The following is a 24,127-nucleotide window of genomic DNA, read 5'->3' on the forward strand; positions in this document are numbered from 1 at the left end:
CGTCGGATAATGAAGCGATTGAATCTCGTATCTGTTTACCAGCAGACTAGCTTCAAGCCGTGTTCTAAAGGGAAAAATGAAGCACCCATTCCAAATCTCTTAGACAGGCAATTCAACCAAGAAAGACCACTTGAAGCGATTGTAACTGATTTGACTTATGTTCGTGTTGGTAAGCGCTGGGCTTATGTTTGCTTGATAATAGACCTCTATAATCGTGAAATCATTGGTCTGTCAGTCGGTTGGCAGAAGACTGCAGAGCTCGTAAAGCAAGCTATTCAGAGTATCCCTTATGCACTAACCAAGGTCAATCTTTTCCACTCTGATCGTGGCAAGGAGTTTGATAATCAGCTGATTGATGAGGTGTTAGGAGCATTCGGTATCACCCGTTCACTTAGTCAAGCAGGATGTCCTTATGACAATGCCGTAGCTGAGAGCACCTATCGCTCTTTCAAACTGGAGTTTATTAATCAAGAAATCTTTCATACACTTGAAGAGCTAAATCTTAAAACCAAGGACTACGTCCACTGGTGGAATCATCATCGCATTCACGGCAGTCTCAACTATCAAACACCAATGGCTAGGCGAGTTATCGCTTAACAAAAAACACTTTATAAATTTTGTACAGAAAAGGGTTGCCTTTTCATTATTAAAATGATCAAATATGAGCTGTACCTTTTGTATACACCTTTTACATCAGCTTTCCTCCCAAAAAATAGTCACACTATATCGAAAACTGCCCAGACAAAAATTGTAACCGCCCAATAAGAGAGTATATTGAAAAAGTTCCGGAGTTTATATAACTCTGGAACTTTTTCTATTTGCAATTTTGCAAAATAAACTTTAGGCTTTCTAAATAGAATAGTTTTAACCCATTTTTGAAAAGATTATAAAAGACAGTATATATTTATAATTATTTGGTATGTAAGACTAAAATTTAATAACTATAAAATCATATCTTAAAAATTATTACTAGATATTTTTTAAATGAAATTACAATTCAAAATTTTTTTATAAAAACACGTTTTATAACTTCAAAAAAACTTAATGATTTTACTATTTTTTCAGAACCTAAATATTTTCTCATTACTCTTAAAACTATCTTTGGATTTTTAGAAGCAAATGAATATATCCCATTTCTTTTTGTCTGAATTGCAAAACGTGGAATCCATTTTCCTTTAAAAACTACCGATACTATAACATAATCCATTTCTTGCCATGGAATTTGAATGAAATTTTCTACATTCTGGTCATTAAAAAACTCAAATCCTTTATCACCAACCATAATTTGTCCATAATCTGTCATTCCAGAAAATGATGTTGCCTTTTGGACTATTTCCACATTTTTATTAATTGACTGAACCATAATTAGCCCATATCTATACTTACAATAGATATTTCATCCCTTCTTTTAAAATATTTTTTACTGAATTCTCACTTCTACCAAGTGTAACATTACAGTTAGAACAAGTAAATTTATTCATATTTAAAGAAATAGACTTTTCAAAATCAATTCCACAATTAGAACAGTTTCCATTAGATTTAAATCCTTTAGGTAATACCACTACCCTTTTACCATACAGTTCAGCTTTTTCTTTCAGTAACGTTTCCATTCGATAGTGAGATAGTTGCATTAACTTTCTTGAAAATCGACTCTGGACAATACGATCACCTTTTTTTACGTTTTTATCAAGATTTGAACTTGCCAAACTTTTTACTGATAAATCTTCTAAAAAAATAATATCGTACTTCTCAATAATTTCCTTAGATAACTGTTGTAAGTAATACTCTTTTTGAAATCTTAATTTCTCATATGCTTTAGCAAGTAGCTCTTTATTTTTTTGATAATTTTTAGAATCTTCAAGACTTCTAGAATCTTGTTTAGCAACTATATATTTTCTAGAAAGTTTTTTACGTAAAGAGGCAATTTTATCTATCAAAGAGTGGGTATAAGAAAAGGAAGGAATAGTGAATAATATTTGTTCAGTATCATAACCAATCATATAATCTCGAACACCTCGATCGAATGCAACATAATATCCTGTTTCAGGTAATTTAATCGGAGGATTCACTTTTGACAATATTGTAACAAACCATTTCCCACTGTTAGATTTTTTTATAGTAGCTGCTACAATTTCACCTTCAAACGGTCTATGTTGAACGATTTTTAGTCTGATTTTTTTAGGCATGACAAGAATATTATCTTTCTCAAAACGTATCGAAAACCAATCCCCTTGTTTGGATACAGGAAAACGTACAGATTTTACTGAATATTTTTTTTTAAATTTAGGAAATCCTTTCCCTTTAAAAAAATTTTTGTATGCTGTATCAACTTGAGTAGCTACCTCTCTCATAGCTCTTCCATCATAGCTTTTATTAACCCAAGGAAAATCTGAATTATTTATTGCTTGAGTTATTAATTTTGAAAATTCATTTTTAGAATAAATTTTCACACCCTTTTTAGCTTGCTTTAGCAATTTTTCATAATCACTCTCTGTCCATTTCTGAACTTCCTCGGAATTGAAATTAATTTCTCGAATTAATTTCAAAAAGTTTTCGTCAACTTCTGCATTATATTTTTTTATACTACATGATAGTAAATGATTATAAAGAAATCTATTTACTTCAAAATGTTCCTCAAACCATTTTTTTTGTGTCTGTGTTGGATATATTCTATATCCATAGTTTTTATATATTTTCATAAAACATCATCTTTGTCCATGTTTTCTTACTGCAATAGCTTCGTGGGAAGTTTCATACTTAAATTATAAAATATTTACCACGCTCTACGGATTGAAACAACCCTGATGTACAAGTATTATATTTTTAAACTTTATTATTTGACATGCTACTTAAACAAAAATTTACTAAATCATCATCTGTAACCTCTATGAATATTTTATCTTTGTTTAAACGAGAGCTCGCTAAACAAATTATACCTTTTGAAATGAGTTTATAATCAAAAATTATATCCCTATTATTTGTTTCCTTAATAGTATTATCAATCATGTACAATTCTGTCCTCTTTGTACTATACCAATCTTCATTTTTTAACTTACTCAGTGCTTCTTTTGCAGTCCAAAAAAGAGTAGATTTTATCGGACAATTTTTAGTGATTTCAATTTCTGAATTCGAGTAAGTTATATTTTTAACTTCATCGTCTATATTATCTAATTTTTCGCAATCAATTCCAATATCGAAATTATCTGAAATCGCTATTGCTACGAGTCCCACTGTATGAGATATGGAAACAAATAAATTACTCCCTTCAATATACGGCTTACCATTCTTACCACGTAGGATTTCTAGTCTATATTTTCCAATACTCATGCATAAAATTGTATAAGCTAGCGCCGAATTAAAGGTATTTTCCTTGTGAAAATAGCTTTTAGAATAATTATATCTAGAAATTGATGAAAATTTGGTAAAATTCATTAAAACATTATAATTCTTTATATTATCGTATCTATAAAAATACACTTTAATCATAGTCTACCTTCAATATGTAATAAACCCTGTATAATTGATTTTGTGTGTTCTTCAATAAAAAGGTAATCATGTTTTGAACTTACATCTACAATGGAAACTGAATCAAACAATCTCCGTATTTGTATATCAGTTAGAGGATTCTCTTCAACAATACTACGTACAAACGTGACTTTACTATTATTAATTTTCTTAGGAGTATAATTAAATAAGTCATTAAATACTTCGTGATTATTTTTTAATAAATGTTCAGTTGTTATATTCAGTTTATCCATTCCTTTAAATATATGTGTATTCTCAAAATACTTTCTGTAATAACCGTTTTCCTCTCTTTCAGCTGCTAATTGATAGTCTTTCTCCTCTAAGTAAAATGGAGCATCTAACACTATTAATTCTTCTACTTTAGTATCTGAATCTGCTAACTGATAACACATTTCACTTGCTATCACACCTCCATAACTCCATCCCATCAACTTAATTCTATTACAATCTTTTTCAACGAGAAAAGATTTAATTAATTCAATATAAAATTTAGCAATATTTTCAATTCCATTAATTCTTTCTCCTTGAGACATAAGATTATATGGTTCAATGATATAGATGGGAAATTTAGCGTTACTAATATTTTCAAAAAGCGGTCTATATACATCACTTCCAGTATTACCTGAATGTATCACAAATAAAGGTAATGCATCTCCCATCTTTGGGGATCTTTCAATAAAAGTATAAATTGGTTTAAAGTTATCTTCTAATAAGAGATTAGCTAAATCAAATAATTTTGAATGATTATATATCTCAACAAAATTCACCATTTTACCCAAATCTTGTAAGACTTTAATTCCAAGTTCCATTATTTGCAGAGATGTTGCACCTAGCTTTTTGAAATCACTCTGATAATTAATATGATTCTTTGATATTCCAAGAATTTCACTCCAAGCTACTTTTAAATACTCTTCCATATCAGATACTTCTTTTGACAAAATCCTGTTATCTTGGATAGAAGAAATATTATCTAAAATATCGAATAATTTAGATTCATCTGTTTTTCCGTTTCCATTTAGAGGTAGAGAATCAATTTTTATAATTCTTTTAGGGATCATAATTTCAGGTAATAAATTTTTCAACTCACTTATTACTTCATCTTCATTTACCTTATCTTCTTGAACAATCCAACAAAAAATCAAATTTTCTCGTACAAAAATATAGCTTTGTTCTACATTTGGTAAAATATTTTTTAATGCATTTTCTATCTCACTTAAATCAATTCTTATTCCATTGATTTTATACTGTCTATCTTTTCTTCCAAAATATTGAATATTTCCATCTTCCAAGATTCTAGCAAAATCACCTGACCTATATCCTGAAACCATCTTACCATCAATATTTACACTAATGAATGAGCTTTTAGTAGCTTCAGGGTCCAAATAGTAGCCCGAAGCAATTTGGGATCCAAATAAGAATAATTCTCCTATCTCCCCATTACTTAATACATTTCGATTTTCATCTAAGATAACTGCTCCCATCCCTCTAACAGTCTTACCAATTGTTATAGTATTTGTATCATTAGTAATTTCAGTTGCCGTAGCTGCACCGCATTCTGTGTTACCATATATATTAAAAACTTTATAAGTAATACCTTCTAAGCTAACATTTGGAAATCTTTGACCTGATAAAGTTAAAACTCGCAAGTACTCTAAATTCATCTTTCTTATTATGAATTCTCCAATTGATGCAGTTATATTCATAAATGTTATTTTATTAGAATTTAAATAATTTTCAAGTAAATTGAAATCATGCCTAATTTTCTCATCTAATATATGCAAAGTACATTTTGCATATAGACCTGAAAATAGCTCAATATAACTAATTGCAAAAGAATATGCAGTAAATAAAGCCATGTGATCTTTTTCTGATAACTGAAATAATTCTTTTTCCCAAATTACTGTATTTTCAACATTTTCTCGTGTTATTTCTACAGCCTTAGGTAAACCAGTTGAACCAGAAGTGAAATAAATCGCCCACGCCTTAGTATTATTTTTATAACTATTTATTTTATTTATTGAGTATACACTATTATCATATTTTATAACATAGTTTGCATGTGATATTTCTAACATTTTATTTAATCTCTCTTCAGGTTGAGAAATATCTTGAGGTATAAATGTCACTTCCATCTTCATTAATGCTAGAACTGTTATTACAAACTCTATGCTTCGTGGGAGCTGCAAAGCTACAATTTTATCAGAAAAATCATAATTGCTTAACTCTAAAATCCTTTTTTCGACATTATCTACTAAATCCTTATAACTCAATTTTATGTTTCCATCAATTAAAGCTATTTTTGAAGAATCTGATTGCGAATGCTTATATAAGACGTTTAAAAAATCTTGTTTCATATATACTACTCCCTACAACTTACATGTATCAGTTTTGAAACTATTTCTTTTATATCAACATCAGTAATATCAATATTTGAATTATCATCAATTAAGTTTAAAATAGTGGTATCAAAAATATTAAATTCATTTTTTGCAAAATAAATATTTAAATTTTTATAAAAATCATCTTCATACTGAGGAACTTCAATATATTCATCAATTTTTATACTATTAAATATCTTAATAGTATTTGAAGAATTTGAAATAACCGATGCTATAAATTGATTGTAGAAATCATTTTTTGTAATTTGTCCATTATAGTAACTACTTACTATTGTATCTAAGGGGAAAAAAATTTTCTTATATTCATTCATAATTTTATCCAGAAAATATGATGAGATTATTTTTTTATTTAATTCAGTATTATATTCAAGATAATAGTCTGATAATGTACTTTTACCTCTACAATAAAAGTTATAACTACTCTTTAATAATGGATGAATAACTAATTTTTGATTATCATTCCAAAGCCATTCTAAAAAAGTTTTGCAGCCCATATCTAAAGAAATATTTAACGAATTACTTAAATCATCTAAATAAGGCGGTTTCCCATCACGATCCCAATGAATTTTATCAGCTAAAAATACTACTTTTACAATATCTGAAGCATTTTCAACACATGTAGTATGAAATAATATAGAATCTAAAATATCCTTGTCGTGTATTCCGAATAATTTATTAGCAAAATATGCCCCTTGTTTTGCATGAATTAATAGCGGAAATTCTGTCTCTTCTTTACAAAGTGTAATACCACACATTTCAGCAATTTTTACACGATCTTGATTAGGTATAGCACCACCTAAATCGTGTAGGCTGCCTGCAATAAAGGCAGCCACAGGATTTAGATTATACTCTAAAGCTAATTTAAATGATTCAATACCTACACCAATCGAATGCAAAAAATTTTCTGACACAGGTGTTAGATACTCTCGTTTTTTCATTCTTTCACCAACTATTCTGATAAAACTCCATGTTTTTCATATCTAGCTACTTTAATAATCCCGTTATCATCATTAACAAGTACAACATATGGCTGAGACATTTTAGCTTCTTCCAGAGACATCTGACAATAACTCATGATAATAATCTTATCATTAACAGAAACACATCTAGCAGCCGCACCATTCAAACAGATGATGCCAGAATTTCTGGGCCCAGCAATTACATATGTTTCAAATCTGTTACCATTATTAACATCTACAATTTGCACTTTTTCATATTCAAGAATATTACTCGCTTCCATTAGAGCCTCATCAATAGTGATACTACCAACATAATCTAATTCTGCTTGAACTACAGTAGCTCTATGAATTTTCCCTTTTAACATTTCTACTATCATTGTATTCTCCTTTTATTTTATTCAATAATTGTATTTATTTTTATGCTATTATTTTTTAGTACTTTATACAATATTGTTTCATATATATTTATAAAATTTAAAATCTCCTCCCTATTAAATGTCGTTTTTGCATAGTTAAAATCGATGTTTTGTCCCCAAACAAAAATTGTTAAGTCACTAAAAGCATCTTTTTGAGCCTTACTATTCATCTCTGGTAATGCTTCAAAAATAGTTGAATTTTTTAATGCTTCCCCTTTAAATCCTTGAATACCAAAATAAAGTTTGCATCCACTCAAGTCTAAATCTAGTTTATTTGCTATCATTTCAAAAGGAATATCTTGATTGTTTTGATAATCAATAATTTTAGCATTTAAATCATTTAAGAACTTGTCGTAAGAGATATCTTTGTTTAAATTTATTGTAACTAAAAATTTATTAATAAACAACCCAATTAAATCCTCAACTCCGCTAACATTTCTATTTAGACTAGGAATCATGATAGAAATATTTTTTTGATTACTTGCTTTACTGACTGAAAGGAAGAAAATGCTGAGAAGGAAATTATGTATTGTGGTGCCATATTTTTTTACATATTTGTTAATCTCTTTATACAAACCATCCTCTAAATGTAAATATTCATCTGCTCCATCTTTTGAGTCAATCACTAACTTTTTAGTAGAAAAATATTTCGTTGGCTCATAACTACTGAGTTCATCTTTCCAGAATTTTAATTGTGATTCAACTTTCGGGCTATTCAAGAAGTCTTGTTGACATTTTGCATAATCTTTATATTGGAATTTTAATTCGTCTACAGCTTCACCGTAATAATATTTCTCAATATCTCTTAAGAAAAGCGAAGTAGACCACCCATCAAAAGCAATATGATCAATTAGACATGTAAATATATTATCATATATATTTGCTTTAATCGGACACTCTTTCTCCAAATCGAATATATGTGAAAAATATTTTTCTCTATTTATGGCATTTTGAGTAACAACAAATGGTTCATTTGAAATATACTGATAATTTCCATGAAGTTTAGTTCTCAAAATTTCATGTCTTTCTACCACTTTTTCAAGAGCATAAATTAATTTTTCAACATCAGTTGTATCTTTAATTCTAAACGCAATTTTAACATTACTATATGATGTCTTAGGTGTCGAAATATACTGTTCCTGAGCAAAAGATAAAACTTGATTCTCCACTTTTCCAAATTCTTGTTTACTAACTTTCAGAGTTTTCAGAGTATCAAGAGGAGCATCAGATATAGAAAATGAATTAGAAATTTTTTCAATTGTTTTATTTTCAAAAATCACTTTAATATCAAGACTTTTATGTAATTTTTTATTTAAACTACTAATTAATTTAATTGCTTTGATTGAGTCTCCACCAATATTGAAAAAATTTTCCAAAATAGATAATTTTGAATTATCAATATTCAATATACTTGCTATACAATCTCTGACAATTTTCTCTCCTGAAGTTCTCGGTGCAATATATTCTACAGAGCTAGAATAATCTATTATAGGCAAGGCACGTCTATCAATTTTCCCATTAATTGTTAATGGAAATTCATCAATGTATTGATAACCGGAAGGAATCATATAATCTGTTAAGTATTTAGAAATAATATTTTCTATATATTCCTTAGTCAATTCTTTAGAACCTGTATAATAGACGCCAAGATACTTACTGTCTTCTTCTCCAAGTGACAGAGCTAAAACTTGATTAATTTCTGGTATTTTTAGCATCGCTGCTTCAATCTCACCTAATTCAATTCTGAAACCTCTTATTTTTACTTGGAAGTCATTTCGTCCAATAAGTTCAAATTCTCCATTTGATAAACGTCTAACAATATCTCCTGTTTTATAGATTAGTGAATATTCTTCTATATTATTCAAATTGTACGGATTTTTTCTAAATACTTTTGAAGTTAATTCAGATTTTCCGTAATATCCTCTAGACAATTGAGGACCTCCAATATACAATTCCCCAATAGCTCCATCAGGCAACAATCTCATTTGTTCATCTAAAACATAGTGGACATAATTATTGAAAGGCTTTCCTATATTAGAGTAATTAATATAATTAGAGTCAACTTTCTTCATTGACGTCCATACAGTTCCTTCAGTTGGACCATAGATATTAATTAGTGTGAGGTCTTTAAAACGATTTGCAAAAGCATCGTTCATCTTCTCACCACCGACTAATATTGTCGTCAAATCTGTATTTAATATATCAGAGTCATTATTTTGAAATAGATAACTAATTTTACCAGGAGTTGACTGTAAGGTTGTGATGCGATTGTTTTTCATGTACTGAGGAAAATCTTCTGGCAAACCTGTAAATAAACTAACAGTTTTACCACGTAACAGTTGACCAAAAATCTCTGTTCCGAAAATATCAAATACATATTCCGCAATACATCCAAATTCTATATCTTCAGTCCCATTTGATCTTATTGCAGATAACATATTATCTAAATAATTTAAGAAATTCCTATGTTCAACCATTACACCTTTTGGTTTTCCAGTTGTACCTGATGTAAATATGATATAAGCTAATGCGTTGGGCTTTATCAAAAGATTCAAATTATTAGTATTATTTCTTTCGGTTAGTAAAAGATTAATTACCTTCTCATCAATAACTACTTTAGATTCAACTAACTCTGTAATATATTTAATTCTCTCAGCAGGAAACTTAGGCGACATTGGAACATACGCTGCACCTGCCTTTAAAATACCTAAAATAGCAATAACCATTTTTTCCGATTTTTCCAATAATAATGGAACCCTATCTCCCTCTTGAACACTAAATTTTGTCATCAAATTTCTGGCAAAAATATTTGAAAGTCCATTTAATTGAGAATAGGTTAATTCTATATCATTACATCTCAAAGCAACTCTATCTGGATTCATCAATACTTCTAATTCAAATTTTTCAACAATATTTGACTGGCTATATCTCCCTGTACTAAATCTAGGGACATATTCAACATATGTTAAATATGAAACATTATTAACAATTTGCTTCACTATACTCTTCATGAAATTAAACAGTTTTTCAATTGTTTTTTCCTCAAAGAGTTCATCATCATATTTAAACTGCAAAAATAGATTTTCATTTTTTTCAAAAATAACAATGGTTATTGGATAATCAAGTTTCTCAACTGCTTTAACACTAACTATTTCTAGTTTACCATCTGATTCAGGCAAATCATTTGATTCTATTGGATAATTTTCATAAATAAATACAGTATCAAATAACCTAGTTCTATTAATCTGTAATTCAGCTAAACTGACACCTCCATTAATTAAAGCATTTTGATTAATGGTCTGAAGAGAATTTAGTTCTGATTTTAATCCAGAATTACTATGTTGAAATTGAATAGGTACTGTTTGAATATAAAGCCCCACACTATCTTCAATCCCATTAATTGGGAATTGTCTACCAGAATTTACAACACCAATTGTCGTTTCTGTAATACCTCCATAAACACTTAGAAGTTTATGCCAAGCATACTGCAATATTATATTAATTGTAAGTTCATTTTCTTTAGAAAATTGTTTCAAAGAGTTGTATAGTGAATTTTCTAATGTAAATACCTTGTCTACTGGTTTTTGAATATAATCAATTTCTTCAATTTTAGTTTGATGCTTATCATGCCTAAATAATCCTGAAATATCCGGATGATTTACTTCGTTTAAATTTTCATCCCAATATTTTTTTGCATATGCTAAATTATTGTGTATAAATCTCTGCCCCTCTAAATATGCATTGTCTACCTCAAAAGAAATTTCACTATCAGTTAACAACCCATAATAGAAGTTATGGACACAATTCATCAAAATTGAATTAGACCATCCATCTAAAATTGCATGATGATTAATTAACACGCAAATATACTTATTTTTTGAAGTTTTAATAAGCCTTACTCTGAACAGAGCACCCACTGAAAGAGTAAATAATTTATTTCTTTCATCATTAATTAATTCATCAACTTCATCTGTTTCAATATATTCAAAATCAAGTGTAGCTTTTTTAGGTATTATTTGAACAACTTCTCCATCTACAATATCTAAACACAGTCTAAGACTTGGATATCGCTCTTGTGCTAATTCCCACGAATGCTTATAGATATTGATATCAACAGAATTATTATATTCGAATGCATATGCACATATATAGGCATTGTCATTTTGATAATTATTCAAAGCTTGATATACAAAACCTTGTTGCAATGAACTTGCCGGTAAAATATCAACTACCTCTTCGGAATCTTGAATTTTATCTAAACTATCTTGAGAAATTAAATAATTAATGTCATCAGATGTCAGATAAGTTCTAGATGTTTCATTAAGACCATTAACTAAATTAATAATTTCTTCTCTTAAATATTGAGAAATCAAATCAAGACTATTTATTTTTCCACTTAGTTCAACAAATAATTGTTTTTGATAAATTCCACTATTAATAACTAGATTTTCATTAGGTTCTATATCCGACATACATCCTAAATCTGCTTTTACAATAGACCATTCTGAGTCAGTAACACTAATTTGTCCTAAATAATTAAATAATATTTTAGGTAATTTTTCTGCTCTTATTCCATTTAAAAGTCCATAACCAACCCCTAAATCTAGGTTTTCTTTTCCATACAATTTTGTTTTCACTAAGTCTACAGAGATTTTTTGAGGATAGATGGAAGTAAACCATCCTACAGTTCTTTGTATGTTAATAGACTCATCAATATTTGCTCGACCATGTGACTCTAATTGTACATATGTTTCTTCTGATGGCCATATTCTATTTAGAGCTCTTGCCAAAGAAGTAAGTAAGATATTAATTGTAGATGTATTGTATACTCTATTAATATCGTTCAATAACGTATTGGTTGATTCAGTTGAAAGATGGAAATGAGAAGATTGCATATTCTCCTGAACTTCATATTCTTGGAACTGACTTGGATAGTTATTGTTAAAAGTATTTTTAATACTTAATAATGCTTCTCCCCACTGTCTGTAACTTGTTCCTTTTGGCGGAAGTTGTTGTCCATTGTACAAAGCTTTTAAATCAGATGATATTATTTCCCATGACACCGTATCAATAATTAAATGATGACAAATAACCCCTAAAATATTTTGAGAGCTAATGTAAATAAATTTATACAATTTTTGAGACAATTCAAATTTATTCTCCAGTTTACTCAAAATAGAATCATCATCTATTATTTCTATCTCAACATTCTCTATCTTATTACCATAATACTGTTTATCGTTTTTAAAATAAATCCTTAAAGAATCGTGGTAATTAATCAGATCTTTCAATGAGTGTTTTAATTTTTCTAAATTGACATCTTTTGGTAATTTAATGCCAAATCCTTGATTAAAGCACTCTGAAAAATTATTGTTGAAAAACCACTCCTGAATAGGAAGAAGATTTACCTCACCTGTTAAAAAACCTTGCTCAGAAATAACGTCACTCTTATCTTTTTTAATAACTTTCTTAGCTAAATTTTTAATATTTTTAGCATCGAAAACTTCATTTACTGGTATGGATACATCAAATACTTGTTTAATTTTATTACTTAATTGAATTGCTTTAATCGAATCTCCACCAAGATTGAAAAAACTAGCCAATATATCAATTTCAGACGTAGACCTTCCTAATAAAGTAGCAACTATATTTTGCAATTGGAGCTCAATTTCATTTTCAACAATAGTATTACTAGCCTTTATCTTCGGCGAAGGCAATGCTCTTCTATCCAATTTACCATTAATTGTTAATGGTAAATGTGTCATAAAAATGAATATTGATGGAACCATATATGAAGGTAATCTATCTCTGAGTTGTTCCTTGATTTCATCTTCTTTCAATTCTTGGTCGGCAACATAATACGCAACTAATTGACTATCCGATTTAAGAACGACAGTTTGTTGTATTTTCGAAAGCCCTAAAATCTGTTTTTCTACTTCAGCTAACTCAATACGTAATCCATTAATTTTAACTTGAAAGTCATTTCTACCTAAGTATTCAATATTATTATCGTCAAGAATTCTAGCAAGATCTCCCGTTTTATAAACTCTTCCACACCCTTCTATATCAATAAAGCTCGAATTTGTTAATTTAGGCTGGTTAATATAACCTCTTGCTAATTGAATACCTGAAATAGCAAGTTCTCCTATAGCACCTTTTGGTAAAATTTTGTTTGACTTACTTATGACACAACAATTTGTATTTGCAACCGGTTTTCCTATTAATACCTTGTCAATATCCAGATAATTACAATCAAAATACGTTACATCAATACTAGCTTCAGTAGGACCATATAGATTATGTAATTGAGTACTAGGTAAAAGCTGTTTAAATCTTTTAACACTAGATAGACTTAACGCCTCCCCTGAGCAAAATACATATTTTAAACAACTTAAATTAATTTGTCCATTTTCTGAATATAGCTCAATTGTATCAAGAAATACATCTAACATACTTGGTACAAAATGCATAGTTGTTATTTGTTTTTCTGTAATTTCTCTAGCAAGATATAGAGGATCTTTATGACCTCCATCTTTAGCAAAAACAATTTTTGCTCCCACTATTAGGGCCCAAATTTGCTCCCATACTGAAACATCAAAAACGTAATTAGTTTTTTGATATATGATATCCTTCTCATTTAAAGGATATTTATCATTCATCCATTGAATTCTATTACTTAAACCGGCATGTTCGATCATGACACCTTTGGGTTTTCCAGTTGTACCAGATGTAAAGATAATATATGCTAAATCATTGAGATTTATATCTAGACTTATTTTTGTAATATCGTCAAACATAAAACCTTCAAAATTTTCTTGTATCAAATATTTTGATTTTGACTCATGTAAAATATACTCAATTCGTTCTTTAGGATATTCACTTGTTATTGGTACATAAGCACATCCTGCTTTTAATATTCCCCAAATAGCAATTGCCATTTTTTCACTTCGCGGTAGAAGTATCGCTACATTATCACCTGGACTAACTCCATGAGTTAATAAATAGTTTGCAAAGCTATTCGTCCTATGATCAAACTCTTTATATGTCAATTGAACATTTTTATATTCTATTGCAATATTTTCTGGGGTTTTATCAACTTGTTTATAAAATAAATCAACTACAGAAAGTTTTGGATATTTTTTTATTTCTCCCTCAATAATATTTTCAGCAATAGGAGAATCTGATACTGTAAAATTCCCTAAATTAATAACAGCTTTTATTAATTCAATATAAGATTGTTTGATGGATTCAATAGTTGAATGAGAATAAATATCATTACAATAATTAAAAACTACTAGTCCATTTTCAACCATTACTGATAAATCATATTTGGCAAAATTGTTGATACTTGCTGTATTAAGTATTTTAAAAATATTATTATCTTTTAAAACTTCAGAAGTGAAATCTTGCACACTGAAAAAGACCTGGTAGATAGGATTCCTTGATAAATCATGAGTGTTATTTAAAGATTGTACAATTTTTTCAAACGGGATATCTTGATTTTTTTGAATTTCTAATATTTGCTCATGATTCTTTTTAAGTAATTCATTGAAAGTGCTATCTTGGCTTACTTTGGTACGAACTGGTAAAGAGTTCACGAAAAAGCCAATCAAATTTTCTGTACCTGAGATGTGCCTATTAGCAAATGGACTCCCCACAATAATATCATCTTGATAACTAAATTGTGCAAGAACAATATCTAATATTGTCAACATAACAACATACAAAGTAGTTTTATGTTTCTTTGCAACTTGCTCTAAGCCATCTTTCCACTCTGATTTAAATGTAACTTCAATATTACTTCCACTATATGTATATTCTTTTGGTCTACTGTAATCTACTGGCAAATTAAGCGGTTCATAGTCGTACAATTGATGTAACCAAAATGATTCCTGTTCTTTAAAAATATTTGAATTTAAGAATTCTCGTTGCCAGTAAGCATAATCTTTATACTGAATATTTAATGCCGACTCTTCTTTATTATAGTAATTATCTATTAATTCTCCTAAGAATTTTTCTGTTGACCAACCATCAAATGCAATATGATGAATATTAATTGCTAGTATTTTATCGTACAGATTAACTTTAATAGGAATTTCTTTTGATAAATCAAAAGATTCATTAACGAATGCGTTTAAATCAATTGGATAATTACTAATTGAAAGTTTTTCATCAGTAACAAATTGACGATTATCTTTGATTATAGTTCGTAATACTTCATGTTTTTCAACAATTTTTTGAATTGATTTCACTAATAAATTAGCATCAACATTATCTAAAAGTTCTAGTACTATAGGGACATTGTAAGCTGCTGTATTATTAGAAAACTTATTAATAATCCATAATTGTTCCTGTGATATGGAAGTATAGTAACTTTCTCTTTGAGATATCGACTTAATTAGCTTAGAAGTATTAACTTTATCAACGATAGACATCTGCTTAATAGTCTTGGATTCTATGATTTGCTTAACTGATAAATTAATCTTACTTGATAACTTCAGTGCAAGAATTGAATTTCCACCAATTTCATAAAAATTATCATTAATCGAAACTTTATCGAAATTTAAAAGCTCGCAGACAGCCTCAGAAATTTCTTTTTCTCTTTTAGTAGTTGGTGCTTCAAATTTCTTATTTTCAATTGTAGGCTCTGGCAACTTTCTCAAATCAATTTTTCCATTAATTGTCAATGGAAATTCAGTTAACTGTACATAGTAATTTGGAACCATATAAGCTGGCAAATATCCATCCAATTTATAAGACAAGGTACCTGTATAGTATGCAACTAAAGAGTTATTTTTGACTTGGACAAGGCAACGATTTATAAGAGGCTGTCTCATTAATTGGGTCTCAATTTCTCCAAGTTCAATTCTGAAACCTCTTAGTTTCACTTGAAAATCATTACGACCAATATAAATTAATTCACCATTGTGTAATCTCTTGACCAAATCACCTGTCTTATACAATCTTCCATACAGTGGATGATTAATAAATGCTAATTCAGTTTTTTCAGGATCATTAAAGTACCCTCGTGCAAGTCCTTTACCACCAATATACAATTCTCCAATCGCATTTTCTGGTAGTATTTCATGTGAGGAGTTTAGAACTAGACAATATACATTTTTTTGTGGTGAACCAATATTTTTAGAATTCATTCCTAATTCATATTTTTTAACCGTTGCACACACTGTTATTTCTGTTGGACCATATGCATTAACTATTTCTGTTCCTTGTTTATAGTACGCTTTATAAATTTTTTCAGGTGTATTTTCTCCAGCTACAATTAAAGTTTTTAATGGCAATAAATCTCGTTCATTTAAAATAGCCGGAGGTAGTGTAGCTAACTCAATATTTTTATTTATTACAAATTGTTTTAATAATTTATAGTCTAGTCTGACCTCATTTTCTAATAGATATAATGTTGAACCAGATAATAGACCAATGAATAATTCATAAACAGAAGCATCAAATACAAATTCAGCAAAATGAATAATTTTTGTTGATTGTTTTATATCAAAGTAATTTATTTGATTATATATAGTATTGATAACTCCCTTATGCTCAATCATTACTCCTTTAGGTTTTCCCGTAGTCCCAGATGTAAAAATTATATAAGCTAGATCATTAAGTGAAACATCAATGTCAGGATTTAAATCATCTTCTAACATAATTTCAACCGACTCATCTAAAATAAATGAAGCTCCAGTTGTTTCGATTATATAATCAATTCTTTCCTGAGGATAATCCTTACTCAATGGAATATAGCAAGCACCTATTTTTAATATAGCCAAAATTGCAATGACGTACTGCTCACTTCGATCCATCAATATCGGAATATAGCTTCCTGATTGAATTTTATATTTTTTTATTAAAGTATTAGCAAGTCTATTAACTTTTTTATTTAATTCAGAATATGTTAATACTTCATTACCATACACTAAAGCAATTTCATCTGGATGTTTGGATACTTCCTCTTCAAATAGCTTATGAATCGGAATTTTTGGATAACTAATTTCTTCAACATGAACATCATCTACTGAAAACTTAATATTTTTCAGTAACTGACCGTCATAAATAAATTGCTCCAATACAAACTGATAGGTGTCAGCAAACTGAGCAATTGTATTATCAAAAAATAAACTTTCTGCATAAGTAAAAGTAACTCTATTTTTTGAAAACATTACTGATAAATCAAATTTAGTATTTTCTAATGAATAACCATTTTCAATACTTTCAAATATATCAGTATCTAAAATAAGGGGACTCATATCTTGGAACCCAAACATTATTTGGAAAATAGGATTTCGTGATAGATCCTGTTCAACCTTTAAATTGCTTACAAGATGTTCAAAAGGATAGTTCTGATTCTCTTGAGCATCTATTACTAAAGTTTTATTTTTTTCAATAAATTCTTTAACAGAGAGTTCGTTATCAATTTCTGTCCTAAGTACTAAAGTATTAACAAAATAGCCTATCAAATCCTCAGTTCCTTTTATATTGCGATTAGCAACAGGTGTCCCTAATACAATATCTTTCTGATTTGCATAAGCAGATAACGTGAGTAAAAACGCACTTAATGTTACAACATAAAGACTAGTATCATTATTCTTAGCAAGTTGAACTAATTTTGTATAAAGTTTTTCATCAAGATCTAAGTTTAAGTCTTTACCGATATAGTCAAATTGACTTGGTCGAGGTTTATCAATTGGAAAATCTAAGTTTTCATAACCTTGTAATTTACTTATCCAATATTCTTCTTGTGTCTTTAGATAGTTTGTATCATTATTATGTTGCCAATTAGCAAAATCATTATACTGATACGATAACTCTGGAAGTGATTGATATTTATAAATTTTTTGAATCTCATCAATTAATATGTTAGTTGACCAACCATCAAACGCTATATGATGAACATTAATTAACAAAGTATTTTCAAAAATATTAACTCTGATAGGAATTTCTTTCTTTAAATTGAATGTATAATTAAAGAATTCGTCATAACTAATTTTTTGGTGACTAATGTTAACTGATTTAATGACTGTTCCTGATGTTGCTCCAACTATTGTTCGTAGTACTTTATGTCTATCCAATACCTTTTTTATTGCATCTTCAAGTTTAAATATATCAACTTTTTCATTCAAGTTTATAATTAATGGAATGTTATATACCGAAGTGCCATTTTCTAAACTATCTATGTAAAGTAATTGTTCTTGTTCAAATGAGAGGACTTCTGCATCGTTTGAATTTTTTGTCAAACTTAATGAAGATTTTTCACTTAAAGATGCAGAAATGTTACGTACTGTTTTTTTCTCAAAAATTGTTTTAACAGGAACATTGATATAATTGGCTAGTTCAATAGCAACAATTGAATTACCACCTAATTTGAAAAAACTATCATTAACAGATACACGATCTAGTTTTAAAACATCACAGAAGGCTTTTGCTACTTCCTTCTCAGCCAAAGTTATAGGTTCAATATACTCATTATTTAAATATGGTTCAGGTAATCGTGATTTATCTAACTTACCATTAATAGTTATTGGTAAAGAGTCTAATTTTACAAAGTAATGAGGAATCATATAAGAAGGTAATCTTAATGATAATCTTTCTTCAAAAATTTCATCTGATACACTTTTATCAGAAACATAGTAGGCGACTAAATTATTTTTAAACGATACAACAGCAACTTGTTTTACAATATTTTCTGAAATAATCGCTTTTTCAACTTCCCCCAGTTCAATACGAAAACCCCTTATTTTAACTTGAAAATCTTTTCTACCAAGATATTCATATGAACCATCCATTCTTTCTCGAAGTAAATCACCTGTTTCATACATAACACCCCCGTCAAAGGGATTTGAAATAAAACGACGCTTAGTCTCTTCTGGTTGATTTATATAACCTCTTGAAACCTGATTTCCTCCGATATAGAGATTACCTATTGCTCCCTTGGGTAATGGATTTAAACTATCATCAAGAATATAAGCATATACTCCCTTTATCGGTTTCCCTATTGACGTATCTTGCACATCATTATTGACAAAACTCATAATGGTAGTTTCTGTTGGACCATAACAATTTTTTAATTTTATTTGAGTTTCTCTATATTTTTCAATGACCTCCTGAGTAATAGCTTCTCCACCACAAAAAATTGTTTTCATAGTAGGAACCTTTGTCAGATCCAATTTCCCAGCAAGTGAAGGGGTCATACCAATAGTATTGATATTATATTTTTTTAATTCAAAGATGAATTTATCAATGTCGTATATTAAATCTGTATTAAATATTACACAAGATTCTCCATGTACAAACGGTCTAACTAAATCATGTAAAGAGGCATCAAAAACATATTCAAAAAAAGCAGCATTAATATTATCTGGATTCATCCCAGAGTTCTCTGTATTAACCACCTCAAAACAATAATTACTTAAATTAACATGTTCTACCATCACACCTTTAGGATTTCCAGTTGTACCAGATGTGAAAATTACATATGCTAAATCATGTGAGCTTATTTCTATATTAGGATTTTGATTTGAGTAATCACCGAAATCTTGCGTCATAAACTCATCATCAATAAGTATATCTGATGTGCAAGCTTCAATTATATAATCAATTCGCTCTCTAGGATACTTTTTACTAATAGGTACGTAAGCTGCACCTATCTTTAATACCGCAAGAATTGCTATTACCATTTTATCACTCCTGTCAAGTAATAAAGGTACAATATCACCTTTTGAAATCTTAAGGTAATTAATCATATAATTTGCTACTGTATTTACTTTACGATTCAGCTCAACATACGTCAAGCAAATATCATTAAATCGTAACGCTATTTTTTCAGGATAAACCACAACTTGTTTTTCAAACTCACTAACAACATCTCTGAATTCATTTGCTGGAGCCTTTTCATATTTTTTGACTTCTACTAGAGGAATCTGACCTAAATTATACGTTGTTTCTGAATTTACTACCCTAAGTATTTGATAAAAAATAGATTCTAGATTTTTAATGGTATCCTTACTAAAATAACTACTATCAAAATTGATATATAATACCTTCTTATTTGACAACACCTCAATTTCAAAAGTTAATTTAAATTTAGCATTTGAAGATTTGTAATTAATCTTTTTAGCTTTTCCATCAAAGTAAGTTTGGTGACTATAATTTTGATATACAAACATACAATCAAAGAAAGGATTTTCTGATTGCTCACTTTCGTGAAAATCTGATACTATTTGGTCAAATTGATAATCTTCATTTTCGATTGCAGTAAGTAAAATATTATTAACTTCATTTATATAATCATCTAATTTCGTATTTCCCTTCGGTTTTACTCTTATCGGTAATGTATTTACAAACATTCCAATACTATTTTGATTATTAAAATTTCTACCGCTTGAAACGGTTCCTATTACGAAGTCACTAGAATTATACATTTTGGACAACAAAATAGAAAATATCGTAAAATAAATTGTATACTCACTCACATTATTCGCTTTTGAAAAGTTTTCAACTTTGTTACTCAAATTAGGTGTGATTTCTGATATAAATGTATCACCTTTATGTAAAGTATTAGGGTAGCATTCCAAATCTTTAATTAAATTAAGTCTTTCATAACCTTTTAAATGATTCAGCCACCAACTTTTTGATTCTTGTAACTTATCAACATGTGTAACAGCATCACACAATGATACTGTGTCTTCAATTAATTCTTTATCACTTAAATAAAAATTTGATAAATCATCATAAAATAATTGCTCACTAACACCATCTGTAATAATATGATGCTTATCAATTAACAAATAATCGCTCTGAAGATCATGAAGTACGAAAATTCTCATTGTTAGACCCTTCTCTAAATCAAACGGTCTGATATTTTTCTCAAAATTAGAATTGTACGCTTCTTCAATAAATTCAAAATTTGCCTTATTTAAAACATCACGCTGATATATCCCATTTTTAAAAGAAAAACTAGTTCTTAATATTTCATATTTATTAGCAAGTAATTCTACGGCTTTTCTAAGTTTTAGACAATCTATTTTTGTATTAAATTTAAGAATGGTTTGTTCATTATATAAAACAGAATTAGGATTCTTACTATGTAATATATACATCCTCTTTTCAGTAGGACTCATCGTATTCGTAGTATAAGTAGTAACATCACCATTTTTATAAGGTCCATTTTCAATACGAAGTGATAACATTTTAATAGAGGACGCTGTTAATATTTCACGACTAGAAATATTTTTACTCGTTAATTGATACAATGCATTTGCTAATTTAATTGCTTGTAATGAATTACCACCTAGGGCTATAAAACTATCTTCTAAACTATTAATTCTAATTCCCAATACTTTATTTAATTGATCAACTAATATTGCTTCACTTTCAGATAATTTACCAATATCAAGAGATAACTCTGATACAGAATTAACTACATTTGGTAACTTTGATCTGTCTAATTTCCCATTAGGGTTTAATGGGAACTCATCTAGACGTATGAAATAATTTGGAACCATGTATGGAGGTAATTTAGTCAATAATTCTGTTCTCAAAAAGTTTTCATCAATTTCATTAGGAGAAACATAGTATGCCACTATTTTAGAATCTTTCTCAATAGTCACAACCTTTTCTAGCTTCAGAATATCTACAATTGCTTTTTCTATTTCACCTGGTTCTATTCTTATTCCATTTATATTTAATTGAAAGTCTTTTCGTCCAACAAATTTAATTTCATCATTTTGAAGTCTCACCCCTAGATCACCAGTTCGACAAATTCTTCCTTCTCCAAATGGATTTTTGACAAAATGACTAGAATCCTCTAAATCGTTAGCTAAATAACCTTCAGCTAATTGTTCACTAACTACATAAATTTCACCCTGCTCACCAGTGTCAACCTCACACATTTCATCATCCAATACATAAACCTTGACACCAGGAATTGATTTACCAATACTATTAACGTCATTAACACTCGAAATTATTTTTGCAGTAGCAGCATGGAATTCCGATTGTCCATATACATTTATTAACTTTATTTTACTTTTTTCAGCTTTTCTATAAAGCTGCTGAGAAATTTTTTCTCCAGCTAAAGCAACCATATCTAGACTATGAATTTTAGATAAATTTAAACTCTCTAGAATAGCCGGTGTTGCTTGAAAATAATTAATCTGATTTTCATTAATATATTCAGTCAATAAAGTACTGTTATCTAATAAATTATTATCAGTGATAAATAGCGTATGACCGTTTAATAGTGCTCCAAAAATTTGAGTTGTTGAGACAGAAAAAATAAAATTAACTATTAACAATACATTGAGGTGTTCAGAAGAATCAAAATTAAAGTACTTAGAAAAATTTTCAATATGAGACAAGACACTTTTATGAGTATGCACTACCCCTTTAGGTCTACCAGTAGTTCCAGACGTAAACACTAAATATGCACAATCGGATAACTGGATGTTATCAACTACTTTTTGACTGTTTTTTTCTTTAGACAGTCTAAAAATTTCAAATATTTTGTTATCTAAAACAAAATTTGATTTAACCACTTTTTTTATATAGTCAATTCTGTCTTTAGGATACTTGTCAGATAAAATCACGTAAGCTGCTCCAGATTTTAAAATAGCTAAAATTGCAACAATCACGTTTTCACTTCTATCAACTAAAACTGGTACGATATCACCATTTTTAACTCCACACTCACTTATAATAAAGTTAGAAAGTTCATCTGAAATACTATCTAATTCTTTATACGTCAAACTTCGTTCCTTAAAATAAATTGCTATTCTATTTGGAGTAAGCTCTACTTGTCTATTAAACGATTCAATAACATTAGCCATCATAATATTCAATCTTTCTAAATATAGAAAAACCCAAATCAAAAAAGATTCAGGCTTTTAAACATTAAATTACATCAATCCAATCACATGGAAAACAATACCAGCAACAAATAATCCTAAAATAATTACGATTGGTGATACTTTTTTCTTAAGCAACCACATACATAACAATGTAAGTAATAAGGCTGCAAGTCCTGGAATAAGAGAATTAAAATTATCTTGCAAAGTAGTCACTTTATGATCAGATAATGATAATCCACCTGCCTGCTGCTCTAAAGCAACCTTCACACCTTCAATTCCTGAGGGTAATTTATCCCATTCAATATATGCACCTTTATCTAACTGCACACTTGATACGGTTGGTTTAAATGAAATCGATACCCATCGATTTACCAACGAACCTAAAATAAACATTCCAAGAATTGAAGCACCTTTTGTAATATCTTGTAAAATGCCACCAGATAAATCCTCTGTAATTTTTGAACCTGCTCTATAGGCAAACTCTTGTGTATACCACATGAATGCAAGCCTAATCAAGTTCCAACCTACAAAATAAATTATCGGTCCCAAGATATTACCAGATATTGCAAGCGAAGCAGCAAGAGCACCCAATATTGGTTTAACAGTAAACCAAAATACCGGATCTCCTATACCAGCTAACGGACCCATCATCCCTACTTTGACCCCTTGGATAGTTACATCATCTACCGGAGCCCCATTAGCTCTCTCTTCTTCTAGTGCTAAAGTTACACCAAGTATAGGGGAAGCTACATAAGGATGGGTATTAAAAAACTCTAAGTGTCGCTTCAAAGCTGCTGATTGTTCCTCTTTAGACGTGTACAACTTTTTGATTGCTGGAATCATTGCATACGCCCAACCACCATTTTGCATACGCTCATAATTCCAAGAGCCTTGAATTAAATTCGAACGAATCCACACAGAGATACGATCTTTTTTTGTTAGTTTAATTTGTTCTACCATTTTGT

Annotated in this window: 9 protein-coding genes; 1 reads left to right on the forward strand and 8 read right to left on the reverse strand. The window is 29.1% G+C overall.

Features of this window, described 5'->3' with window-relative positions:
* Positions 1-597 (forward strand): IS3 family transposase (locus ABP870_RS07325; RefSeq protein WP_350014804.1); only part of this gene is annotated, 597 nt, incomplete at its 5' end.
* 400 nt (positions 598-997) lie between these two features.
* Here ABP870_RS07325 and ABP870_RS07330 read toward each other — a convergent pair.
* The 8 genes from ABP870_RS07330 to ABP870_RS07365 form a co-directional block, all read right to left on the reverse strand.
* Entirely contained in the window at positions 998-1,363 is a 366-nt protein-coding gene (locus ABP870_RS07330; RefSeq protein ID WP_350014805.1) for a DUF956 family protein, read from the reverse strand.
* Between the two features lie 19 nt (positions 1,364-1,382).
* On the reverse strand, positions 1,383-2,699 hold the full coding sequence (locus ABP870_RS07335; RefSeq protein WP_350014806.1) for an RNA-guided endonuclease InsQ/TnpB family protein: 1,317 nt from the start codon (positions 2,697-2,699) through the stop codon (positions 1,383-1,385).
* A 124-nt stretch (positions 2,700-2,823) separates the two neighbouring features.
* Entirely contained in the window at positions 2,824-3,486 is a 663-nt protein-coding gene (locus ABP870_RS07340) for a 4'-phosphopantetheinyl transferase family protein (RefSeq protein ID WP_350014807.1), read from the reverse strand.
* Positions 3,483-5,879: a non-ribosomal peptide synthetase gene (locus ABP870_RS07345; protein ID WP_350014808.1), complete on the reverse strand. Its 2,397-nt coding sequence runs from the start codon at positions 5,877-5,879 to the stop codon at positions 3,483-3,485. Before ABP870_RS07345 ends, ABP870_RS07340 begins: the two co-directional genes overlap by 4 nt.
* A gap of 5 nt (positions 5,880-5,884) precedes the next feature.
* Positions 5,885-6,862, reverse strand: a complete 978-nt coding sequence (gene yqeK / locus ABP870_RS07350) for a bis(5'-nucleosyl)-tetraphosphatase (symmetrical) YqeK (protein WP_350014809.1) — start codon at positions 6,860-6,862, stop codon at positions 5,885-5,887.
* An 11-nt stretch (positions 6,863-6,873) separates the two neighbouring features.
* Complete coding sequence (gene panD / locus ABP870_RS07355) at positions 6,874-7,260, reverse strand: aspartate 1-decarboxylase (protein WP_350014810.1); 387 nt, start codon at positions 7,258-7,260, stop codon at positions 6,874-6,876.
* Positions 7,261-7,277: 17 nt separating this feature from the next.
* Positions 7,278-23,144: an amino acid adenylation domain-containing protein gene (locus ABP870_RS07360; RefSeq protein ID WP_350014811.1), complete on the reverse strand. Its 15,867-nt coding sequence runs from the start codon at positions 23,142-23,144 to the stop codon at positions 7,278-7,280.
* Positions 23,145-23,210: 66 nt separating this feature from the next.
* Positions 23,211-24,122, reverse strand: coding sequence for a PTS system mannose/fructose/sorbose family transporter subunit IID (locus ABP870_RS07365; protein ID WP_350014812.1), 912 nt, complete (start codon positions 24,120-24,122; stop codon positions 23,211-23,213).
* Positions 24,123-24,127 lie beyond the last annotated feature (5 nt).

This window comes from Streptococcus jiangjianxini, from assembly GCF_040225085.1.
In the GTDB taxonomy this organism is placed as follows: Bacteria; Bacillota; Bacilli; order Lactobacillales; family Streptococcaceae; genus Streptococcus; species Streptococcus jiangjianxini.